Origin of the sequence: Streptomyces caniscabiei, assembly GCF_014930365.1 — a bacterium.
GTDB lineage: Bacteria > Actinomycetota > Actinomycetes > Streptomycetales > Streptomycetaceae > Streptomyces > Streptomyces caniscabiei.
Genome location: NZ_JABXWI010000010.1, coordinates 105363 through 122490, shown reverse-complemented (window position 1 = coordinate 122490; position 17128 = coordinate 105363). Strand labels below are relative to the sequence as shown.

The window sequence follows — 17128 nt, the reverse complement described above, 5'->3', positions numbered from 1 at the left end:
AAAGGCGGGGCCCAGCCACCCACAGGTGACCAGGCCCCGCCCCGGCGGAACAGTGACCTCAGACCAGGTTGACCGACCGCGCCGACGTCGCGCCGATCTCCTCCGCGACCTCGGCAAGCACCGCCGGGGGCACGGTGTCGTCCACCGTGAGCACCGCCAGCGCCTCCCCACCGGCCGCGGACCGCGCGACCTGCATACCGGCGATGTTGATCCCGGCCTCACCGAACACGCGACCCACGGTGCCGACGACACCGGGCCGGTCGACGTAGCTGAGGACGACCATGTGGTCGGCGAGCGCGAGGTCCACGTCGTACTCACCGACGGCCACGATCTTCTGGTGGTGCTTCGGCCCGGCCAGCGTGCCGGAGACCGACACCTCCTCGCCGCTGCCGAGCGTCCCGCGCACGGTGACGACATTGCGGTGGTCCGGCGACTCGGACGAGGTCGTCAGCCGCACCTCGACGCCGCGCTCCTGCGCGAACAGCGGAGCGTTGACGTACGACACCGTCTCGTCGACGACGTCCTCGAAGACGCCCTTGAGCGCGGACAGCTCCAGCACCTTCACGTCGTGCTGGGTGATCTCGCCGTACACCTCGACGTCGAGGCGGACCGCGACCTCACCGGCCAGCGCGGTGAAGATCCGGCCGAGGCGCTCGGCGAGCGGCAGGCCCGGCTTGACGTCCTCGGCGATGACCCCGCCCTGGACGTTCACCGCGTCCGGGACCAGCTCGCCGGCGAGGGCGAGGCGCACGGAGCGCGCCACCGCGATGCCCGCCTTCTCCTGGGCCTCGTCGGTGGAGGCGCCGAGGTGCGGGGTGCAGACGACCTCGTCCAGCTCGAACAGCGGCGAGTCGGTGCAGGGCTCCTTGGCGTACACGTCGAGGCCCGCTCCGGCGACGCGGCCCTCCTTGAGCGCCGAGTAGAGCGCGGCCTCGTCGACGATCCCGCCGCGCGCGGCGTTGACGATGCGCACCGAGGGCTTGACCTTCTGGAGCGCCTCGGCGCCGATCAGGCCGACCGTCTCGGGGGTCTTCGGCAGGTGGACGGTGATGAAGTCGGAGACCTCGAGCAGCTCGTCCAGCGACAGGACCTTGACGCCCATCTGCGCGGCGCGCGCGGGCTGCACGTAGGGGTCGTAGGCGACGACCTTCATGCCGAAGGCGGACATGCGCTGCGCCACCAGGGCGCCGATGCGGCCGAGGCCGACGACGCCGAGGGTCTTCTCGGCCAGCTCCACGCCCGTGTACTTGCTGCGCTTCCACTCGCCGTTCTTCAGCGCCGTGTTCGCCTGCGGGATGTGGCGGGCGGTGGCGAGGAGCAGACCGCAGGCCAGCTCGGCGGCGGTCACGATGTTCGAGGTGGGGGCGTTGACGACCATCACGCCGGCCTTGGTGGCGGCGGAGACGTCCACGTTGTCCAGGCCGACGCCGGCGCGCGCGACGACCTTCAGCTTCTTCGCGGCGGCGATCGCCTCGGCGTCGACCTTGGTGGCCGAGCGGATCAGGATCGCGTCGACATCGGCGATGGCGGGGAGCAGTTCGGCTCGGTCCGCTCCGTTGACGTTCCGGATCTCGAAGTCCGGGCCCAGCGCGTCGACGGTGGCGGGCGACAGCTCTTCAGCGATCAGTACGACTGGTTTCGAGCTCACGTGAGTCCTCACAAGTCCAATGCTGCGGACGGCCGTCCCGACGGCCGCAGGCGGTGGAGGGGAGTGACACCCGGAATTCCCCGGTGTCGCTTGGCCGCGTGGAAGACGCACGACGCTGTGGGCCTGACGCGTATGTAGTGCAGCAGTGTAGTGGCGCCGGGGGCGTCGTCCCACGCCACCACGGAAAGGTCACCCGGACGTGAGAACGAGGCCGGTCGCGGCACCGGGTGAACCCCGCCGCGACCGGCCCCTCGGATCACGCCTCTTCGTCGTTGACCCAGCTCATGAGCTTGCGCAGCTCCTTGCCCGTGGTCTCCAGCAGGTGCTCGGAGTCCTGGGTCTTGTACTCGTTGTACTTCTTCAGACCGCCGTGGTACTCGTCCATCCACTGCTGGGCGAAGGTGCCGTCCTGGATCTCGGCGAGGACCTTCTTCATCTCGGCCTTGGTGGCGTCCGTGATGATGCGGGGGCCGGTGACGTAGTCGCCCCACTCGGCGGTCTCGGAGATCGACCAGCGCATCTTCTCCAGGCCGCCCTCGTACATGAGGTCGACGATCAGCTTCAGCTCGTGCAGGCACTCGAAGTACGCGATCTCCGGCTGGTAGCCGGCCTCGGTCAGCGTCTCGAAACCGGCCTTGACCAGGGCGGCCGTACCACCGCAGAGAACGGCCTGCTCACCGAACAGGTCGGTCTCGGTCTCCTCGGTGAAGGTCGTCTTGATGACACCCGCGCGGGTGCCGCCGATGCCCTTGGCGTACGACAGGGCCAGCGCGAAGGCGTTGCCCGTGGCGTCCTGCTCGACGGCGGCGATGCACGGAACGCCGCGGCCCTCCTCGTACTGGCGGCGGACCAGGTGGCCGGGGCCCTTGGGGGCGACCATGCAGACGTCGACGCCGGCCGGGGGCTTGATGAAGCCGAAGCGGATGTTCAGACCGTGGCCGAAGAACAGCGCGTCGCCGTCGTTCAGGTTGTCCTTGATGTGGTCCTCGTAGACCTGTGCCTGGATCGGGTCCGGGACGAGGATCATGATGACGTCGGCCTCGGCGGCGGCCTCCGCCGGAGTCACCACGCGCAGGCCCTGCTCCTCGGCCTTCGCCTTGGACTTGGAGCCCTCGTGCAGACCGACGCGGACGTCCGCACCCGAGTCGCGCAGGGACAGCGCGTGGGCGTGGCCCTGGCTGCCGTAACCGATGACCGCGACCTTGCGGCCCTGGATGATGGACAGGTCGGCGTCGGCGTCGTAGAACAGCTCGGCCACTTTGGGTTCTCTCCTTGAGTGCAGGTGTTGCGTCCCACCGTATGACGGCGGGCGGGATGAAGGTCCGCGGGTCTCGGCATACGGGCGGCCGCGCGTCGTCGGCCGCCCGTGTCGTCGTGTCAGGCCGAACGGTCCAGGGCGCGCAGCGAGCGATCCGTGATCGAACGGGAGCCGCGGCCGATCGCGATCGTGCCGGACTGGACCAGTTCCTTGATGCCGAACGGCTCCAGCATCTTGAGCATGGCGGCCAGCTTGTCGCTGGAGCCGGTGGCCTCGATGGTGACGGCCTCCGGGGAGACGTCGACGGTCTTGGCACGGAACAGCTGGACGATCTCGACGATCTGGGAGCGCGTCTCGTTGTCGGCGCGCACCTTCACCAGAACGAGTTCCCGCTGAACGGCGGAGGCCGGCTCCAGTTCGACGATCTTCAGGACGTTGACGAGCTTGTTGAGCTGCTTCGTCACCTGCTCCAGCGGCAGTTCGTCGACCACCGTCACCACGATGGTGATACGGGAGATCTCGGGGTGCTCGGTGACGCCGACCGCGAGCGAGTCGATGTTGAAGCCGCGGCGGGAGAACAGGGCGGCGATCCGGGCCAGGATGCCGGGGGTGTTCTCCACCAGGACGGAGAGCGTGTGCTTGGACATGGTGGGGTTCCTTTACCTACGGCTCTCAGTCGTCTTCGTTGTCGCCGAAGTCGGGGCGGACGTCCCGGGCGGCCATGATCGTGTCGTTGGATGTGCCGGCGGCGACCATGGGCCACACCATCGCGTCCTCGTGGACGACGAAGTCGACGACGACCGGGCGGTCGTTGATCGAGTTCGCCTCCTCGATGACCTTGTCGAGGTCGTCCGGGGACTCGCAGCGGATGGCGTAACAGCCCATGGCCTCCGACAGCTTCACGAAGTCGGGGACGCGGGTGCCGCGGGCGTTGGGGTTGACGTCGTCCGGGCCGCTGTGCAGGACGGTGTTGGAGTAGCGCTGGTTGTAGAACAGCGTCTGCCACTGGCGGACCATGCCGAGGGCGCCGTTGTTGATGATGGCGACCTTGATCGGGATGTTGTTCAGGGCGCAGGTGGTCAGTTCCTGGTTGGTCATCTGGAAGCAGCCGTCGCCGTCGATCGCCCAGACGGGCCGGTCCGGGGCGCCGGCCTTGGCGCCCATGGCGGCCGGGACCGCGTACCCCATCGTTCCGGCGCCGCCGGAGTTCAGCCAGGTGGCGGGCTTCTCGTACTGGATGAAGTGGGCGGCCCACATCTGGTGCTGGCCGACGCCCGCCGTGAAGATCGTGCCCTCGGGGGCGAGCTGTCCGATGCGCTCGATGACCGCCTGCGGGGAGAGCGAGCCGTCGCCCGGCTGGTCGTAGCCGAGGGGGTAGGTCTCGCGCCAGCGGTTGAGGTCCTTCCACCAGGCGCTGTAGTCGCCCTGTCCGCCCTCGCTGTGCTCCTTCTGCACCGCCTGGATCAGGTCGGCGATGACCTCGCGGGCGTCCCCCACGATCGGCACGTCGGCGGCGCGGTTCTTGCCGATCTCCGCCGGGTCGATGTCCGCGTGGACGATCTTGGCGAACGGCGCGAAGCTGTCCAGCTTGCCGGTGACACGGTCGTCGAAGCGGGCGCCGAGGGCGACGATCAGGTCGGCCTTCTGCAGGCCGGTGACGGCGGCCACCGAGCCGTGCATACCGGGCATGCCCAGGTGCTGCGGGTGGCTGTCGGGGAACGCGCCGAGCGCCATCAGGGTGGTGGTGACGGGGGCGCCGGTCAGCTCGGCCAGCACCTTCAGTTCGGCCGTGGCCTGCGCCTTGAGGACGCCGCCGCCGACGTACAGCACGGGCCGCTTGGCGGCGGTGATCAGCTTGGCGGCCTCGCGGATCTGCTTGGCGTGCGGCTTGGTGACGGGCCGGTAGCCGGGCAGGTCCATGGCGGGCGGCCAGCTGAAGGTGGTCTTCGCCTGGAGGACGTCCTTGGGGATGTCGACCAGGACCGGTCCCGGGCGGCCGGTGGAGGCGATGTGGAACGCCTGCGCGATCGCCCGCGGGATGTCCTCCGCCTTGGTCACCAGGAAGCTGTGCTTGGTGATCGGCATGGTGATGCCGACGATGTCCGCCTCCTGGAAGGCGTCCGTGCCGATCGCCTTGACCGCGACCTGCCCGGTGATCGCGACGAGCGGCACGGAGTCCATGTGCGCGTCCGCGATCGGGGTGACCAGGTTGGTGGCGCCCGGTCCGGAGGTCGCCATGCACACCCCGACCTTGCCGGTGGCCTGCGCGTAACCGGTGGCCGCGTGGCCGGCGCCCTGCTCGTGGCGGACCAGCACGTGGCGCACCCGCTTGGAGTCCATCATCGGGTCGTACGCCGGCAGGATGGTGCCGCCGGGGATGCCGAACACCGTGTCGGCCCCGACCTCCTCGAGAGAACGGATGAGGGACTGCGCACCCGTGACGTGCTCGACGGGGGTGGTCGGTCCTCCGGATCGGGGCCGCGGCTGCGGATGGTGGGCCCCGGTGGCCTGCTCGGTCATCGGCATTCTCTTCTCGATGCTGAGGGTGTTTTGCGAGGTTCGTGCGGTGTGCGGCTAACGCCGACTGGTGCCCGTGCAACAAAAAACCCCTCCTTGCCACGAGGCAAGCGAGGGGAGCGCGCCGGGTACGGTCGCTGGGGATTCCGGATCATGGCCCGGTGGGTCCCAGCTTCAGCCGACGCGCTTTCCAAGTACGAGGATTCGGGTGCGCATGGCACTGACCCTCCCCCTCGCGCGCACCACGTGTCAAGCGGGTGGGACGGGAGTCTCATTATGTGAGCGAAGGGCACTTCCGCCTCCGTAGACAGCGGGTACACCACTTGTGTACACCCCCGCGCCTCGCCACGCCCGCTCACCCCCGACGCGTCCCTCGGGCTCTCGCGCGCCACCCGCGAACGCGGGTTCAGCGGCGCCTCCGGGCACCGGGTAGTGCCCGAGGGAGAGGGCCCGGCGGAGCCGGTACTCGTCCAGCGGTCCGGAGAAGGCCGCGCCCTGGCCGTGGGTGCAGCCCATCGCGCGCAGGACGATCACCTGCTCGGGCAGATCCACGCCGTCGGCGACGGACTGGAGCCCGAGGTCGTCGGCGATGCGCAGCAGCCCCCGGGTGATCTTGTGCAGCCGGGTGGACTCCACGATGCCCTCGACGAGGCTCCGGTCCAGCTTCAGCACGTCGACGGGGAGACGGCGCAGCGCCGTGATGGCCGCGTGGCCGCTGCCGAGGCCGTCCAAAGCGATCCGGACACCGAGGCGCCGCAGATGGTGCAACCGGCGCTCCAGCTCGTCGAGCGGGCACTTCAGCTCGGTGTCGGAGAGCTCGACGACCAGGGAGCCGGACGGCAGCCCGTGACGGCTCAGGAGCGCCTCCAGCGAGCCCGGGGGCAGTGAGCGGTCCAGCAGGCGCCGGGCGCTCATCCGGACGGAGACCGGTACGTTCAGCCCGTTGCTGACACGGTCGGCGGCCTGCTCGACGGCCTGCTCCAGCATCCAGCGGCCCAGCTCGGCGGTCTTGTCACTGTCCTCGGAGACCCGCAGGAACTCGGCGGGTGTGAACAGCACCCCCTGGGAGGAGCGCCAGCGAGCCGCCGTGGCGACCGACGAGATCCGGCCGGTCTCCAGCTCCACCACGGGCTGGTTCAGCAGCATGAACTCGCCGTCGTGCAGCGCGGCCCGCAGCCGGGTGGCCAGCTCGGCCTTGCGTACGACGTCCTGCTGCATCTGTGGCTTGTACAGCTCGACGCGGCCCTTACCGGACGCCTTGGCGCGGTACATGGCGAGGTCGGCGTTGCGCAGCAGCTCGCCCGCGCCGAGGCCGGGCTCGGCGAAGGAGACCCCGATGGAGGCGGCCACCCGGACGTCGTTGCCGTCGATGGTGTACGGCTGCGAGAGGGCGATCCTGAGGCGGTCGGCGAGCTCCACGATGTGCTGTTCCCGGGCGGCGCGGTCCCGGGAGCCGTCGCCGACGATGAGGGCCGCGAACTCGTCGCCGCCGAGACGGGAGGCGGTGTCCCCCTGCCGGACGGCGTCCTGGAGTCTGCGGGCGGCCTGGACGAGCAGTTCGTCCCCGGCCTGGTGGCCGATGGTGTCGTTGACGGCCTTGAAGCCGTCGAGGTCGATGAAGAGGACCGCCGTGTTGCGCAGGGCGACGCCCCGGTCGGAGGAGCGGCGGCCGGAGAGCGCCTGCTGGACACGCTTGGTGAACAGGGCGCGGTTGGGCAGGTCCGTGAGCGGGTCGTGCTCGGCGTTGTGCTGGAGCTGGGCCTGCAACCGCACTCTTTCGGTCACGTCCCGGCTGTTGAAGATGAGGCCGCCGTGGTGGCGGTTGACCGTGGACTCCACGTTCAGCCAGCCTCCGTCGCCGGACTTGAAGCGGCACTCGATGCGGGTGGTGGGCTCCTCGGCGGGGCTGGCGGCGAGGAAGCGGCGCACCTCGTGGACGACGCAGCCGAGGTCCTCGGGGTGGATGATCGAGGCCAGCTCCTTGCCGACGAGGTCCTCCGCGGGGCGTCCGTAGACCCCGGCGGCGGCCGGGCTGACGTAGCGCAGGATGCCGTTCGGCGCGGCGATCATGATGACGTCGCTGGAGCCCTGGACCAGGGAGCGGAAGTGATTCTCCTTCTGGGCCAGCTCCTGGGTGAGCGTGATGTTGTCCAGGAGCATGATCCCCTGACGCACGACGAGCGCGAGCACGACCGTGCAGGCGGTGATCAGTACCACGCGGTCGACGCTGCGGCCGTTGAGGACGTTGTAGAGGATGCCCAGGGTGCAGACGGCGGCGGCCAGGTACGGGGTGAGCGCGGCCAGGGATCCGGCGATGGGGCGGGTGGCCGGATACCGACTGTGACCTCCTCCCTGGAGGAGCACATGGACGTGCCCTGCCTGCACGACGTCATGGCGGTGGCCGGGCTGTGCCTCGTGGCGGTGGCCCGGGTGCGCGTCGTGCCGCTGACCGGGGATGTGTTCGTGCACCACGCGCCCGTGCCCGCCCTCGTCCCCCTGCCCGCCCCGCTGGCCGGCCCAGGGGGCGTAGGCGAGGAGCAGGGAGCCCGCGAACCAGCCGGCGTCGAGGAGCTGACCGGACTGGTAGCTGGTGTGCAGCAGGGGCGAGGTGAACAGGGCGTCGCACATCACGGTGAGCGCGAGGGCGCCGATCGCCGTGTTGACCGCGGAGCGGTGCATCGAGGAGCGGCGGAAGTGCAGCGCGAGCACCATGCTGACCAGGGCGATGTCGAGCAGCGGATAGGCCAGCGAGAGCGCGGTGTGCGCGGTGTTGGAGTCCTCCAGCTGGGCGTTCTGGGCGAGCGCGAGGCTCCAGGAGAGGGTGACGAGGGACCCGCCGATGAGCCAGGAGTCCAGGGCCAGGCAGACCCAGCCGGCCCTGGTGACGGGCCTCTTGGCCAGCACCAGCAGGCCGACGATGGCGGGTGGCGCGAAGCAGAGGAAGAACAGGTCGGCGTAGCTCGGCTCGGGCACGGGCCGCTCCAGGACGACCTCGTACCACCCCCAGACGCCGTTGCCCAGGGCGGCCATGGCGGAGGAGAGGGCGAACAGCAGCCAGGCGGGTCGAAAGCGGCTGCGCCGGGTGCGCGCGTAGCGGAAGCAGGAGACGGCCGCGGCCGCTGCGGCGGCGCTGAGCCCGAAGTCGCCCATGACGAGGGCGACTTGCTCATTGCCCCAGCCGAACGCGGCACCGACGGCGTAGGCCGCGCAGAGCAGGGCGAGGACGAGCTGGGCCCGCAGGCTCCCACGGCCTCGGGCGGACGCCCGCCCACCGGGCGACTGCGGTCCGGGCAGCGGCTTGGCGGCCCGGAGCGTGGGGTCCAGCGTGGAGGCGGAGGACGGGCGGGTGCTCACGGGGTCTCCCCGGTGAGCACCGCTCCCGTGTCCCGCCGGTCCCGCCGCGTCGGGTGGGTGTGTTTTCTGCGGCTGCTGTGCCTGCGGTACTGACCGTGACCGCCGCGTCCGCCGTGGCTCCCGTGCGGGTGCCTCCGCGTCGCAGCTCGCCAGGGCCGCCGTCGGCGGCTCCGCCGCGTCGGATCGTTCGTCCATAGGCCGTGCATCGCCCGTCGCCCCCCTCGCTGTCTCAAGTCCGTCCCCGGCGCCGAACGGTGCGCGGCGCAGCCCCTGTCGGGGACGATACACCAGTCTCGTCACTCAGGGACATAGTTCCTCTACGCTCAGTGACCACCTGCGGCAACACGAGCACGTTCCGCTTCCGAAGGAATGCGGAGGGTGCCCGAAGTGGATTACGCGTCGTCCGTCTCGCCTGTCGTAAGGACCACGTTGCGCAATGGCTCCCGGTTCACGAAACGCCCCAACTGGTCCACCAACAGCCTTTTCGCACGCGGCAGGAAGGCCGACGTGGGGCCGCCGACGTGCGGGCTGATGAGGACCCCGGGCGCGCGCCAGAGCGGGTGGCCGGGCGGCAGCGGCTCGGGGTCGGTGACGTCCAGCGCCGCGGTGATGCGGCCGTTGTCCAGTTCCGCCAGCAGTGCCTTGGTGTCGACGACGCCTCCGCGGGCAACATTCACCAGGAGGGCCCCGTTCTTCATGTGGGCCAGGAACTCGGCGTTGACCAGGCCTTTCGTCTGTTCCGTGAGAGGCGTGGACAGGATCACGACATCCGCCTGCGGCAGCAGGGAGGGCAGTTCGGTGAACGAATGCACCGGTCCGCGCGCCGTGGTGCGCTCAGAGCGCGCGACGCGCGCCACCCGCGCCACCTCGAAAGGTACGAGCCGGTCCTCGATGGCCGCGCCGATCGCGCCGTAACCGACGATCAGCACGGTCCTGTCGGCGAGCGCGGGGCGGAAGTCGCCCTCCCAGCGCTCCTGTTGCTGGGCCCGGACGAAGTCGGGGACACCGCGCAGCGAGGCGAGGGTCAGGGTCAGCGCGAGTTCGGCCGTGCTGGCCTCATGCACTCCGCGGGCGTTGCACAGCTGGACACCGGGAGCGACCACGGACAGCCGGGCCGTGATGTCGTCGACCCCTGCCGTGAGCGTCTGGACGACCCGCAGGTTCCGCATGGCCGCCAGCGGGTTGCCCGCCACCCCCCGGCGCTTCATGTAGGGGACCACGTAGAGGACGCAGTCGGCGGGGTCGCCCGGATAGGGCTGCGTGCCGTCCTCGCCCCCGTCCCAGAAGAGGTAGTTGGGGCCCTTGGGGAGCCCTTCGATCTCGTCCGGCGGGATCGAGAGCCACACGTCGGCGGTCACGTCCGGGGCCGGGTGGGCGGTCGCGTCAGCAGTCATGCTCCGGAGGCTATGTCAGGTACCCGCTACGGCAGAGGTTAGGTTGGGGGTTCGGGAGAGGGAGGGTCACGACCAGGTGGAGCGCAGGACGATCGGCGCGGCGACGCTCGAGGTGGGGGCCGTAGGACTCGGGTGCATGCCGATGAGCTGGGCGTACACCGGGTCGCGGCAGCGGGGCGACGAGTCGATGCGGACGGTGCACCGGGCCCTCGACCTCGGCACCACGCTGCTGGACACGGCCGACATGTACGGCCCCTTCACCAATGAGCTGCTGGTGGGCCGGGTACTGAAGGAGCGTCGCGCGGAGGCGTTCGTCTCCACCAAGGTGGGCCTGCTGGTGGGCGAACAGCACATCGTGGCCAACGGCCGCCCCGGCTATGTGAAACGTGCCTGCGACGCCTCGCTGCGCCGGCTCCAGACCGATGTCATCGACCTCTACCAGCTCCATCGCGCGGACCCCGAGGTCCCCGTGGAGGAGACGTGGGGCGCGATGGCGGAACTCGTACAGGCCGGGAAGGTGCGGGCGTTGGGCCTGTGCGCGGTGGGCGCGCGGGCGGGCCGCCGGCCGGGGGCGGGGGTCCACGACACCACGCTCCGCCAGCTCCGGCGCGTCCAGCAGGTCTTCCCGGTGAGCGCGGTGCAGGCGGAGCTGTCGGTCTGGTCGCGGGAGGCCCTGGACGCCCTGCTCCCCTGGTGCGTGGCCCGCGGCATCGGCTTTCTCGCGGCCATGCCTCTGGGGAACGGTTTCCTCACCGGCACCCTGACCCCCGGCGGGGGCTTCGAGCCGGACGACCTCCGGGCCCGTCACCCCCGCTTCACCGCCGAGATGATGGCGGCCAACCAACCCCTCGTCGTCGGCCTGCGCCGGATCGCGGCCCGCCACGGGGCGACGGTGACCCCGGCCCAGGTGGCCCTCGCCTGGATCCTGTCCCTCGGCCCCCACGTGGTCCCGGTGCCGGGCACGAAGCAGGCACGGTGGGTGACGGAGAACGCGGCCGCCCACGCGCTGCGCCTGACGCCGCAGGACCTGGCCGAGGTGGCGGGCCTGCCGCCGGCGCGGGGATCCTGGGACTGAGGGAACGCGGCGCCGAGGGACGTACGCCTCGGGGAGCGGCCGGCCGAGGCCCGCCGCGCGGGCCGGCACCGGCGAAAGATCCGCTGGTTCGGGGCGAAAGATCCGCTGGTTCGGGCGGAGGCGGAACTTGTGGGGCACTCGCGGTGTAAGACAAGTAGAAGCTCCACGCCGAAGGGATCGTGATGGTGCAACGTCGAGTGGTGACGGCCGCGTTGGCCGCCGCCGTGCTCCTGGTGACGGCCGGCTGCTCCTCCGACGACGGAGAGAAGACGGACGCGGCCGGCAGCCCACCCCCGAGCAGCAGCAGTGCCGGTTCGTCCCCGCCGGGCAAGGCGACGGACGAGCCACCTCCCGCGAAGGGCTCGGTCAAGGTGGTCCGCACCGTCGCCGAGGGCCTCGACACTCCCTGGGGCCTCGCGCCCCTCCCCGAGGGCGGCCTCCTCGTCTCCTCCCGTGACGGGGCCACGATCAGCAGCATCGACGAGAAGACCGGCGAACGGACCGAGCTCGGCGAGGTCCCCGGCGTCGCCCCGGCGGGCGAGGGCGGCCTCATGGGCATCGCCGTCTCCCCGGAGTACGCCTCCGACCACATGATCTACGCGTACTTCACCTCGGAGTCCGACAACCGCATCGTGCGGATGCTGTACGACCCCGAGAAGCCGGCCGGCGAACAGCTCGGCGCCCCCGACACCATCCTCCGGGGCATCCCCAAGGGCACCAACCACAACGGCGGCCGGCTCGCCTTCGGCCCCGACCGGATGTTGTACGCGAGCACGGGCGAGCGGTACGAGGGGCCGCTGGCCCAGGACAAGGACTCCCTCGGCGGCAAGATCCTCCGTATGACCCCGGAGGGACAGCCCGCCCCGGGCAACCCCTTCGACGACTCCGTCGTCTACTCCTACGGCCACCGCAACGTCCAGGGCCTCGCCTGGGACCCCGAACAGCGCCTGTGGGCCTCGGAGTTCGGCCAGAACACCTGGGATGAGCTGAACCACATCCGCCCCGGCGGGAACTACGGCTGGCCGGAGGTGGAGGGCAAGGGCGGCGAGTCCGGCTATGTAGACCCGGTGGCCGTGTGGAGCACGGAGGAGGCCTCCCCGAGCGGGATCGCCATAGCGGAGGGCTCGGTCTGGATGGCGGGCCTGCGCGGCCAGCGTCTGTGGCGCGTCCCCCTCGACGGCACGAAGACCGCCGCCGACCCCCAGGCCTTCCTGGAGGGCGACTACGGCCGACTCCGTACGGTGGTCTCCGCCGGCGGCGACAAGCTCTGGCTGGTGACCAGTGAGACGGACGGACGGGGCTCCCCGGAGGACGGCGACGACAAGATCCTCGAGCTGGAGGTGACGTAGACCTCCGCCTACTCCTCGGCCGCCGTGGCCGGCTCTGCCTCCTTCTCCACGGGCTCGGGCGGGCGTATGACGACCTTCCCGGACGCGAGGTCTATCGGTCCGCGTCCTGGATCGTTGTCCCCGACGTCCTCGCGGGTCAGTGCCAGCCGGTTCTCCTCGTCACGGGTGTGCTTGCGGCCCGGTGCGAACAGTTCCTCGAAGGCGTTGAACACTGTGTTCCCTCCCCCAGGGCCACGAGGCGGCGGGCGGTCGGTCCCTGTCGAACAGCGGAGCCTCGGTGGTCCTCCCTTCCATCATCCCGCTGCCAGCCGTTCTCCGGCCCCCGTCGGCGCCAGGCCCACCCGGTGGGCCACCGCCGCGGCCTCGCCCCGGCTGGAGACGCCGAGCTTGGCGAGGATGTTGGAGACGTGGACGCTCGCCGTCTTGGGGGAGATGAAGAGTTCCTCGGCTATCTGACGGTTGGTGCGGCCGGCGGCGACCAGGCGCAGGACGTCGTCCTCCCGGTCGGTGAGGCCGAGCGCGGCCACGGGGTCGGCGGCGGGCGCCGGCCCGGGTGCGCGGCTCAGGGTGAGGCGGGCTCGGCGGGCGAGGAGGGCGACCTCGTCGGCGAGGGGGTGGGCGCCGAGGTGGTCGGCGACGGCGGCGGCCAGCCGCAGCAGTTCCGTCGCCCGGTCCCGGGCCTCGTCGTCGGTGCCGGCGGCCAGCAGTGCCTCGGCGAGGCGGTGCCGGACGCGGGCGAGGTCGTAGGGCCGTTCCAGCGGCTCGAAGGCGTTGACGACGTCGGACCAGGTGTCGGGGTCCGTCCTGCCCTCGGCGCGCTGGAGTTCGGCGCGGACCCAGCGTTCGTGGGCGAGCCAGATCGGTGAGCCGGTGGTGAGCTTCCTGGCCACGGTGAAGATCCGGTCGAGGGTCTCGGCACGGCCGGGCCCGGCGGCCGGGAGGGTGCGGGCGTCGGCCTCGGCGGTGGCGGCGGTGAGGAGCAGGGGCCAGGCGTAACGCTGGGTGCCGACGGAGAAGCCGGTGTCGAGGACGCGGGCCAGTTCCGCGCGGGCGTCCATGAGGCGGTCCTCGGCGGCGGCGATGCCGAGGGCGAGGAAGGAGAGCGGCAGATCGTTCTGCGGCATGGGGTTGTGGTGGCCGTAGTGGCCGCGGGCGGCGGCCAGGTGACCACCGGCCTCGGCGACGTCGCCGCGGGCGAGGGCGATGAAGGCCTGGATGAGCGTGCTGAGGCCTCGGGGCTTCTGGCTGGAGGCGACGCTCTGGGCCATGGTCACCGCTTCGAGGGCCTCGTCCCAGCGGCCGAGGGAGAGCAGGGACTCGGCGAGGTTGCCCCACACCCAGGCCTCGGACTCCAGCAGGCCCCGGCGCCGGGTGATGTCGATGCCCTCCTTCAGCAGGCGCACGGCTTCCTGGGAACGGCCGATGCCTTCCAGGCAGGACGGGATGTTCACATAGGAGCGGCCCACGACGGCGGCGGGGCCGCGTTCCAGGGCGCGGCGGCGGACCTCCTCCATCACCGCGATGCCCGTGTCGACGTCGCCGGCGTCGACCATCAGGCCGCCGAGGGTGAGGCGGGCGTTGAGTTCGATGTCCTCGGCGCCCACCATGCGCGCGTAGTCGACGGCGCGCTGGGCGTCGGAGAGCGCGTCGGGGCCGGGGGCGTGGAGCATGGACCAGCCGGCCACCCGGGAGAGCACTTCGGCGTGGACCTCGGAGGGCGGCAGTCCGCGGACGAGGTCCTGGGCGGTGGCGAGTTCCTTCCAGCCGTCGCCCCGGGCGAGACCCTCGGTGAGCAGGGAGCGCTGGACCCAGAACCAGGCGGTGCGCAGCGGGTCGCCCCCGTCCGCGAGCAGGTCCAGTGCGCGGCGGGTGATCCGCATGGCCCGCTCGCGCTCTCCGCACAGCCGTCCGGCGACGGCGGCCTCGGCCATGAGGTCGAGGTAGCGCAGCGGGGTGGTGGCGGGGTCGCAGCCGCAGGGAGGGTAGACCTCGGTGTAGTCGACGGGGCGGAGGGCGGCGCGGACGGCTTCGGGGGCGGTGTCCCACAGCTCCATCGCCCGTTCCAGGAGGCGGAGTTGCTCGGCGTGGGCGTGCCGGGAGCGGGCCTCGGCGGAGGCGTCGAGGACGGCGGGCAGGGCCTTGGCGGCGTCGTGGGCGTGGTACCAGTAGCTGGCCAGGCGGGTGGCGCGGCCGTCGGTGGGGACGAGGGACGGGTCGGCCTCCAGGGCCTCGGCGTAGCGGCGGTTGAGGCGGGAGCGTTCGCCGGGCAGCAGGTCGTCGCTGACGGCCTCGCGGACCAGGGAGTGCCGGAAGCGGTAGCCGTCGTCGCCGGGGGCGGCGAGCAGGATGTTGGCGCCGACGGCGGCCCGCAGGGCTTCGATGAGGTCGTCCTCGGGGAGCCCGGCGACCGCGGCGAGCAGGGCGTACTCCACGGTGGAGCCGCCCTCGGCGACGAGGCGGGCGATCCGCTGGGCGTCCTCGGGGAGCCGTTCGACGCGGACGAGGAGCAGGTCGCGCAGGGAGTCGGTGAGGCCGGGGCAGCCGCCGTCGTCAGCGGCGACGGCGAGTTCCTCGACGAAGAAGGCGTTGCCGTCGGAGCGGTCGAAGATCTCGTCCACGCGCTCCGGGTCGGGTTCGGTGGCGAGGATGCCGGCGAGTTGGTGGCCGACCTCGGCGCGGGTGAAGCGGGGCAGTTCGATGCGGCGGACCGTGCGGAGGCGGTCTAGTTCGGCGAGGAGGGGGCGCAGCGGGTGGCGGCGGTGGATGTCGTCGGAGCGGTAGGTGGCGAGGACGACGAGGCGGCCGGTGCGCAGGGTGCGCAGGAGGTAGGCGAGGAGGTGGCGGGTGGAGGCGTCGGCCCAGTGCAGGTCCTCCAGGACGAGGACGATCGTGCGGTCGGCGGCGAGGCGTTCCAGCAGGCGGGCGGTGAGTTCGAAGAGGCGGGCGGTGCCCTCCTCGTCGTGCCGTGCGCGTGGGGTCTCGCCCAACTCGGGCAGCAGCCGGGCCAGTTCCTGTTCCTGTCCGGTGGCCGCGGCGGCCAGTTCGTCGGGCAGCCGGCGGCGCAGCGCCCGCAGGGCGGTGGAGAAGGGGGCGTAGGGCAGGCCGTCGGCACCGATCTCGACACAGCCGCCGAGGGCGACGACCGCGCCCCCGCGCGCGGCCTCGCCGGTGAACTCCTCGACCAGGCGGGTCTTGCCGACCCCGGCCTCACCGCCGAGCAGCAGTGCCTGTGGGCCGCCGCCCCCGTCTCCCCCGTTCCCCGCCGCGGCCGCGGCGCCTCCCCCGGCGCGGGCCAACGCCTCGCGCAACACCTTCAGTTCGTCGGTACGACCCACGAACACCGGACTGACGGACCTGGTCTCCACAGCGCCGAGCATCGCACGGCCCTCGGCCACTCGGGCACCGAATATCCGCGGCCCCCGGGCGGCCGGGAGGCGATCGTCCGCCCAGGGGGCGGCGTCCGTCCCGGCCCGGGCGGCCCTCCCCGTCATGCGGCGCGCGGGAAGCGGAGTCGGCGCGGGCGGCGGTGTGGCACGCTTCCCTCCGGGTCCTGTTCCCCGTCCCCCGAGGCGGACCTCGCCGCGGTCGTGGAGTCGTGTGCGGCCGCGCGGCGGGCGCGGCGGGCCTCGCGCACCTGGCGGTACTGCTCGGCCTCGCGGATCAGCTCGGCGGAACGGATCTGCTGGAGCTCGTACTCGAACATCTCGTACCCCTCGTGAAGAGTCGGTCTCGGCTCGCTTGCTGCGATGCCTCAACCTTCGTCTCCGAGGCGGGTGCGCCACATCGGGAGAGTTCCGCATCTTGGACGCGGCGAGGGGCCTTAGGCCCGTCGTAGGGATGCCTACGACGGGCCTAAGGCCCCTCAGAAGCCGCTGGGTCCGCCCGGTCGGGCGGGGGCGTCAGGTGCTCGGCAGTGCCAGCAGGATGTCGGAGTACTTCAGGGCGGCCAGCACCAGCCCGATGAAGCCGACCGAGACACCGGCCCAGGCCACCGACTTGATCCACGGCGCCTGGACCTGGTCGGGGTCGCCGAACGCGGGCCGCACCAGCACGGCGACGCCGACGATCAGGCCGACCAGCGCGAAGAGGCCGCTCCAGAGGGCGGAGGCCTGCCAGGCGTCGCCGTAGACGGCCTGGAGCTGGGTGGCGACGGTCGCGTTGGTCGCGGCCTGCATCTCCAGCTGTCCGGTGATCTCCTCACGCGCCGAGGCGACGGTGCCGACCCAGCCTCCGGTGAGGGAGACGAGGCCCAGGACCACGGACACGATGCCGGCGGCCCCCTGGCCGACGCCCGGCGTCGCCTTCGCGGCGGCCGGCGGGAACTCCTCGTCTGCTGCCTCGGCTTCCCCGGCCTCGTCGGAGGCGTCGGTGCCCTCGGTCTCGACCGAGTCGTCGGCCCCCGTCGCGGCGTCCTCGCGCGCCGCGTCCTCCTTGGTGACGTCGGTGCCCTTCACCGACTCGTCGTCGTTCCTGGCCTCGGCGCCCGTCTCGGCCCCGGTCTCGTCAGCTGTCTTGGTTCCCATACCTCGCACC

The 17128-nt window shown here is 71.7% G+C and carries 12 protein-coding genes; 2 read left to right on the top strand and 10 right to left on the bottom strand.

Features of this window, described 5'->3' with window-relative positions; translation table 11 throughout:
• Window positions 1-58 precede the first annotated feature (58 nt).
• The 6 genes from serA to HW837_RS26790 form a co-directional block, all read right to left on the bottom strand.
• A complete protein-coding gene (serA, locus tag HW837_RS26815; protein ID WP_045562451.1) occupies window positions 59-1648 on the bottom strand; it encodes a phosphoglycerate dehydrogenase in 1590 nt (529 codons plus the stop codon).
• A gap of 256 nt (window positions 1649-1904) precedes the next feature.
• Window positions 1905-2906 (bottom strand): ketol-acid reductoisomerase, encoded by a 1002-nt coding sequence (gene ilvC / locus HW837_RS26810; protein ID WP_045562452.1) that lies wholly within the window; start codon window positions 2904-2906, stop codon window positions 1905-1907.
• Window positions 2907-3025: 119 nt separating this feature from the next.
• Window positions 3026-3553, bottom strand: a complete 528-nt coding sequence (gene ilvN, locus HW837_RS26805) for an acetolactate synthase small subunit (protein ID WP_045562453.1) — start codon at window positions 3551-3553, stop codon at window positions 3026-3028.
• Between the two features lie 25 nt (window positions 3554-3578).
• Window positions 3579-5426 carry an acetolactate synthase large subunit gene (locus tag HW837_RS26800; RefSeq protein WP_177261903.1) on the bottom strand — a complete coding sequence of 616 codons (1848 nt, stop codon included), beginning with the start codon at window positions 5424-5426 and terminating at the stop codon, window positions 3579-3581.
• Between the two features lie 246 nt (window positions 5427-5672).
• Window positions 5673-8777: a putative bifunctional diguanylate cyclase/phosphodiesterase gene (locus HW837_RS26795; protein ID WP_045562455.1), complete on the bottom strand. Its 3105-nt coding sequence runs from the start codon at window positions 8775-8777 to the stop codon at window positions 5673-5675.
• A 392-nt stretch (window positions 8778-9169) separates the two neighbouring features.
• On the bottom strand, window positions 9170-10171 hold the full coding sequence (locus HW837_RS26790; RefSeq protein WP_177261902.1) for a 2-hydroxyacid dehydrogenase: 1002 nt from the start codon (window positions 10169-10171) through the stop codon (window positions 9170-9172).
• Window positions 10172-10247: 76 nt separating this feature from the next.
• Here HW837_RS26790 and HW837_RS26785 point away from each other — a divergent pair, with 76 nt between their 5' ends.
• Both HW837_RS26785 and HW837_RS26780 read left to right on the top strand, forming a co-directional pair.
• A complete protein-coding gene (locus HW837_RS26785) occupies window positions 10248-11246 on the top strand; it encodes an aldo/keto reductase (protein ID WP_045562456.1) in 999 nt (332 codons plus the stop codon).
• Between the two features lie 182 nt (window positions 11247-11428).
• Complete coding sequence (locus HW837_RS26780; protein ID WP_193381737.1) at window positions 11429-12595, top strand: PQQ-dependent sugar dehydrogenase; 1167 nt, start codon at window positions 11429-11431, stop codon at window positions 12593-12595.
• Between the two features lie 8 nt (window positions 12596-12603).
• Here HW837_RS26780 and HW837_RS26775 read toward each other — a convergent pair whose 3' ends face one another.
• The 4 genes from HW837_RS26775 to HW837_RS26760 form a co-directional block, all read right to left on the bottom strand.
• Complete coding sequence (locus tag HW837_RS26775; protein WP_045562457.1) at window positions 12604-12807, bottom strand: DUF6191 domain-containing protein; 204 nt, start codon at window positions 12805-12807, stop codon at window positions 12604-12606.
• 81 nt (window positions 12808-12888) lie between these two features.
• Complete coding sequence (locus HW837_RS26770; protein WP_193381758.1) at window positions 12889-15972, bottom strand: helix-turn-helix transcriptional regulator; 3084 nt, start codon at window positions 15970-15972, stop codon at window positions 12889-12891.
• A gap of 110 nt (window positions 15973-16082) precedes the next feature.
• A complete protein-coding gene (locus HW837_RS26765; RefSeq protein WP_193381738.1) occupies window positions 16083-16298 on the bottom strand; it encodes a hypothetical protein in 216 nt (71 codons plus the stop codon).
• A gap of 196 nt (window positions 16299-16494) precedes the next feature.
• On the bottom strand, window positions 16495-17118 hold the full coding sequence (locus HW837_RS26760) for a hypothetical protein (RefSeq protein WP_193381739.1): 624 nt from the start codon (window positions 17116-17118) through the stop codon (window positions 16495-16497).
• Window positions 17119-17128: the final 10 nt, after the last annotated feature.